A 4298-nucleotide genomic window follows, 5' to 3' on the forward strand; every position below is an offset into this window, starting at 1 on the left:
ATAGGCGGCCTAGCGCAGGGGTCCCACCTCTTCCCATCCCGAACAGAGAAGTTAAGCCCTGCCGCGCCGATGGTACTGGGGTTACACCCGGGAGAGTAGGTCGCCGCCACATTATAACAGGGCCCTTGGAGCAATCCAGGGGCTTTTGTGTTTTTAGGGGGTATAGGGGGATGGATAGATATATGCCTTCGGCGATATAAGGTTGATATATGCTTCGCGATATAAAGTTGAGATATGCCTTCGGCGATATATTTTAGACCTGTTAATGGACATTCAGTCCCTCCTCTTCCCATCCCTATCCGCCTGGGCGGATAAGCCCTGCCACGCCGATGGTACTGGTACGCCTAGGCGTACGGGAGAGTAGAGCCTGTCCCGAGTATCGGGATCGCCGCCACTTTATAAGAACCCTAAGGAGAACTCTAGGGGGTTTTGTGTTTTTAGTCCCTCCTCTTCCCATCCCGATCCGCCTGGGCGGATAAGCCCTGCCATATTATAACAGAGCCCTTGGAGCAATCCATGGGTTTTTCGTTAGATGGAAATATGAGATTTTTAGATTGGAGATTGTGAGAAAGATGTAAGAAAAGGTGCAAAAACACCCATGTACGCACTTGGTGTAGCTTTCAACTATACTCCACTATCCCAGGCAATCTGCAATTGAAACAATAAGCGCTATTTCCAGGGTATTTCAACGGTAACACCTTTTAGTAAAAAGCTTCAAAGAGTATAATCTAAAGCCTGCCAAATGTTTATCCGAACGCAAAGCATCCTACCGGCCGCAGGCAGTATTATATGCCCTCTGTGTGTCGTTTGCGGCATCATCGATCTCTACAGGTCGTATTCTGACAGGGTGAACTTATGTTTTTCTGTGTTCAAAGCAGCGCTGAGGGCCCGAGCGTTTTCATAAATTCTTCTAGTTGATCCACAAACCAACCTCCAAATCCCATGGTGTACTAGTCCACCTGAAAACCCGTCAAGTGGCCACCTTCGTGTTGGATAATTTCGCAATGGGCACCAAGTTGGCGCTGAAGGTTCACCGCCGAACCGTGCGTGGTCTACGTATCATCCGAAGCGGTTAAAATTATAAGTGGTATTTTTTCGGCAACCGTTTCCGCCACAGCTTCCAGATCCCAAGCAAACTCCGTGTAGTACAGATATTCCCGTTGAATCTCAAAAAACCCTTAGCCGATCAAATTAGAGAGTCAGTAATATAAAAGTATTTTAGTTAAACCTATTTAGTTAGGTGTAAATTAGTAACTTCATGGAGCCTTTGTGAATCCAGAAATTGCAGTTGCAATCTATTCAGGGATAGGCAGACTTGAAGGGAGATTATTATGGCTTATTCAAATCACGTCAATAACAGGAAAATACGGAGATCGAGAGGTTGTCTACTGAACTTTTATAGAATATACCTTCAACTAGGCAGGAGCATGAACAACAATTGTAGGGTGACCGGATGTGTGTCAGGTTTTGGTGTGTTGGCACCGCTGTTTCATCTTCTTTTGCTCTCTTCGGTTTTTTCCTGCGGAAGCGAATCTTCCAAATCTGCGGCGTCAGCGAATGTTCTTGAAAATGTAACTTTCACGGTGGATACGGTTCTGGTGGATTCGGGAGATGAGCTATTCATCCTTAGCGCTGGTCTGGGAGCCATCGCTCTTAACCAAGAGAAGAACAAATTGCTGTTCTTTGAAAATGAACCCTTAAATCTAGTTGAGGTGGATTTGAATAGCCTCAAATTGGTTCGTAAAACGCCCTTTCAGAAAGAAGGGCCGAATGGAGTCGGGCCATACGGAATTCATTTTCAGTTGGGCACCAATGAGGATTTATTTATCAAGGGCTATCATACACAGGGAATATTTAATACGCGAGGAATGCTGGTTGAAAGTTTGCAAGTGGTGCCGGCAGGAATTGATCCTGCACTGGCCAATAGTCCACATCAGTTGTATGAGAATGCTGTTTTTGATTTTGAGAATAATCGCGTGATTTCACAGCCATCGAGTGAGGTACTGAAAAAGCACGAGTTGTATATCTTTGACCCGGTAAGCAAGCAGCTTCGCATTGAACCGATACCTGAAATGCAAGCCGTGAAGGAATTTGTCGGGACGATGGTCGTAGATGGTATGATAGACTTTTTTTGGGTCGATAGTCATATGTATATCGAGAATGGTCAGCTTTTGCTCACCGCAGGTTGTATGAGCGCGATTTATCGTTTAGATCTGACACTGGACAGCTTGGAATTTGTCGATATTCAGCACAAAAAGTTTCCAAACCGGATGAATTTCTCGGTAAATAATTTTCCTGTGGAGGAATCGGAATTTATAGAGGATCGGAAGAAGGTTTTCGAGCATTTGAATTATATGGAGCCACGCTGGGACGAGACAAGGAAAATGTATTTACGCCTGGGTCGAAAAACCTTTCTGGGTGAAAAACGCGGCGACCCACTTACTTTTGAGGTTTTTCTTTTTGTGTATGACCGAGATTTTCATGTTTTGGGAGAAACCAAAATCGAAGGCTTAAACCAAGTGCCCGTGAGTTATTTTTGGAAAGACGGCAAGCTTTGGTCCTACGTCAATATCGAAGATGAGTTGGGTTTTGCGGTGATAGACTTTACGTTTTCAGGCCGGTGAAGATGGCATAGGTAAAGCCAATTAGAGCGGATAAAAAGATGTTAGGGCAACAGGCATCGACACTAATTTCGCTATATCGAACCGTAAGTTGCGACAATTTATTGTCACGAATGCGTTTTTGCGACATTTAATCGTTATGATTGTCGCAAAACGGATAATGTATCGTTTATAGATGTGCTGGAGGAAAGCTATGTCAAAGGCATGCTTGGCATTTATGAATGTAGATCCAAAACCTTTTGTCGTTACGTTGGTTCTGAAACAAGGTGTTTCTGACATTGAAAAACGTCACACAAATTACCATGATTAAAATTCTTAAAACCCTATTTTTTTTTACAATCCTCTTTTCGATAAGTCAAATTGCTACTGCTCAGGTGTATCTGGGAGGAGGTAGAACGATTACTCAATTTAGCCCATCTTCATTGGAAGAATATAGGGGCTTTGGAGCCGTTGTGCAGAGACAGGTCTACCTTAACGACAGCAAGTTTTCATTGACACCTACCTTGCAAGGGTCTTTGTTGACGGACAAACTATACTTGGAGTTTATGCCTGAGTTTTATGCTACGTTGGCGCTTGCGACCCATCTAAATGTGGATATTGTTTCTAGCAAAAAGGTTAGAATTTCGCCCTTTGCAGGTCCATCCTTTATTTGGGCTACAGGACTACGAACAGGAGGGGTGGTTTATAACGATGGGCCGATTAATTTCTATCGGATCGGACTTGAAGGAGGATTGGCATTGACATATATCCAATCAGAAAAATTCAGTGTCAAGCTCATTCCGCTTACGTATACTTTTGGGTCGAGAGATTTTGTTCAGGGCAATGTGCTGAGCTTGCTTTTTCAGATTATGTAAATCTATACATAGGATATTAATGGAGATCGATTTAATATGCCCATTCACGAGGGGTAAATGAACGAACACGATTGGTATTCCAGCTGTATGGCTCAAATTGCTTGCGTAGGCTTCATCTATAGATGCCAGGCTTATTGGCGACCTCCATGCAAAGCTTTCAAACTATTGTAAGCTTAATTTACTTTTCCAGAACTGTAGCCTTGGATTAGAAAGTTTCCATATAGAGTGATAGTGAGTACCTAAATCGTACCTACCCGTTGTATAGTTAGTCAGTTAGTTAGTTGCGTTTGGTGCAAATATGCTGTGATATTACATCATCCTAAAATTAACGAAACGCCATGGCGAGACAAAGTATTACTTTTACCAAACCGAATGAGGAGTGGCTAAAAGAGCAGGTCGATAGTGAAGAATATTCCAGTAAAAGTGAGGTTGTCAACGACTTGATCCGACAAGCTCGTAAACAGCAAAAGCAATTAGATTGGCTTCGAGCCAAGCTAATCAAAGCGGAACAAAGTGGCTTTACAAATATGCGTCCTGAAGAAATCCTCACACAATCAAAACAAGAAATCGGTAACAGATAATGGGGCGTTATAGGATTGCCGAGGATGCTAAGGCGGATCTGATTCGAATCCATCAATATTTAGCCAGGCATTTTGGATTGTTGCTCGGTGAAAACGGATATAAGCTCTTTGGAAAGCATTAAAAAAAGGATACCGTTTCCAGTATCCTTCGTAGTAGCGGGGATTGGACTCGAACCAAAGTCCGCCTAGGCGGATATGACCCCGTCGAGCTAGCACCTGCTGCTCCGGTCGGGTCAAAAAAA

The 4298-nt window shown here is 43.5% G+C and carries 5 protein-coding genes and 1 rRNA gene; 5 read left to right on the forward strand and 1 reads right to left on the reverse strand.

Translation table 11 applies throughout. The features are described from left to right. The 5 genes from rrf (at position 1) to JJU34_RS01185 (ending at position 4056) form a co-directional block, all read left to right on the forward strand. Positions 1 to 112 (forward strand): 5S ribosomal RNA (gene rrf / locus JJU34_RS01165). A gap of 802 nt (positions 113 to 914) precedes the next feature. Beyond that, positions 915 to 1076, forward strand: coding sequence for a hypothetical protein (locus JJU34_RS01170; protein WP_228690480.1), 162 nt, complete (start codon positions 915 to 917; stop codon positions 1074 to 1076). A gap of 351 nt (positions 1077 to 1427) precedes the next feature. Beyond that, entirely contained in the window at positions 1428 to 2624 is a 1197-nt protein-coding gene (locus JJU34_RS01175; RefSeq protein ID WP_228690481.1) for a DUF4221 family protein, read from the forward strand. A 299-nt stretch (positions 2625 to 2923) separates the two neighbouring features. Beyond that, a complete protein-coding gene (locus JJU34_RS01180; protein WP_228690482.1) occupies positions 2924 to 3475 on the forward strand; it encodes a hypothetical protein in 552 nt (183 codons plus the stop codon). Between the two features lie 338 nt (positions 3476 to 3813). Further along, on the forward strand, positions 3814 to 4056 hold the full coding sequence (locus JJU34_RS01185; RefSeq protein ID WP_228690483.1) for a type II toxin-antitoxin system ParD family antitoxin: 243 nt from the start codon (positions 3814 to 3816) through the stop codon (positions 4054 to 4056). A gap of 27 nt (positions 4057 to 4083) precedes the next feature. Here the strand turns inward: JJU34_RS01185 and JJU34_RS01190 are convergent. Beyond that, positions 4084 to 4298 (reverse strand): hypothetical protein (locus JJU34_RS01190; RefSeq protein ID WP_228690484.1); only part of this gene is annotated, 215 nt, incomplete at its 5' end.

This window comes from Lunatimonas sp. (assembly GCF_020832325.1).
Lineage (GTDB): Bacteria > Bacteroidota > Bacteroidia > Cytophagales > Cyclobacteriaceae > Lunatimonas.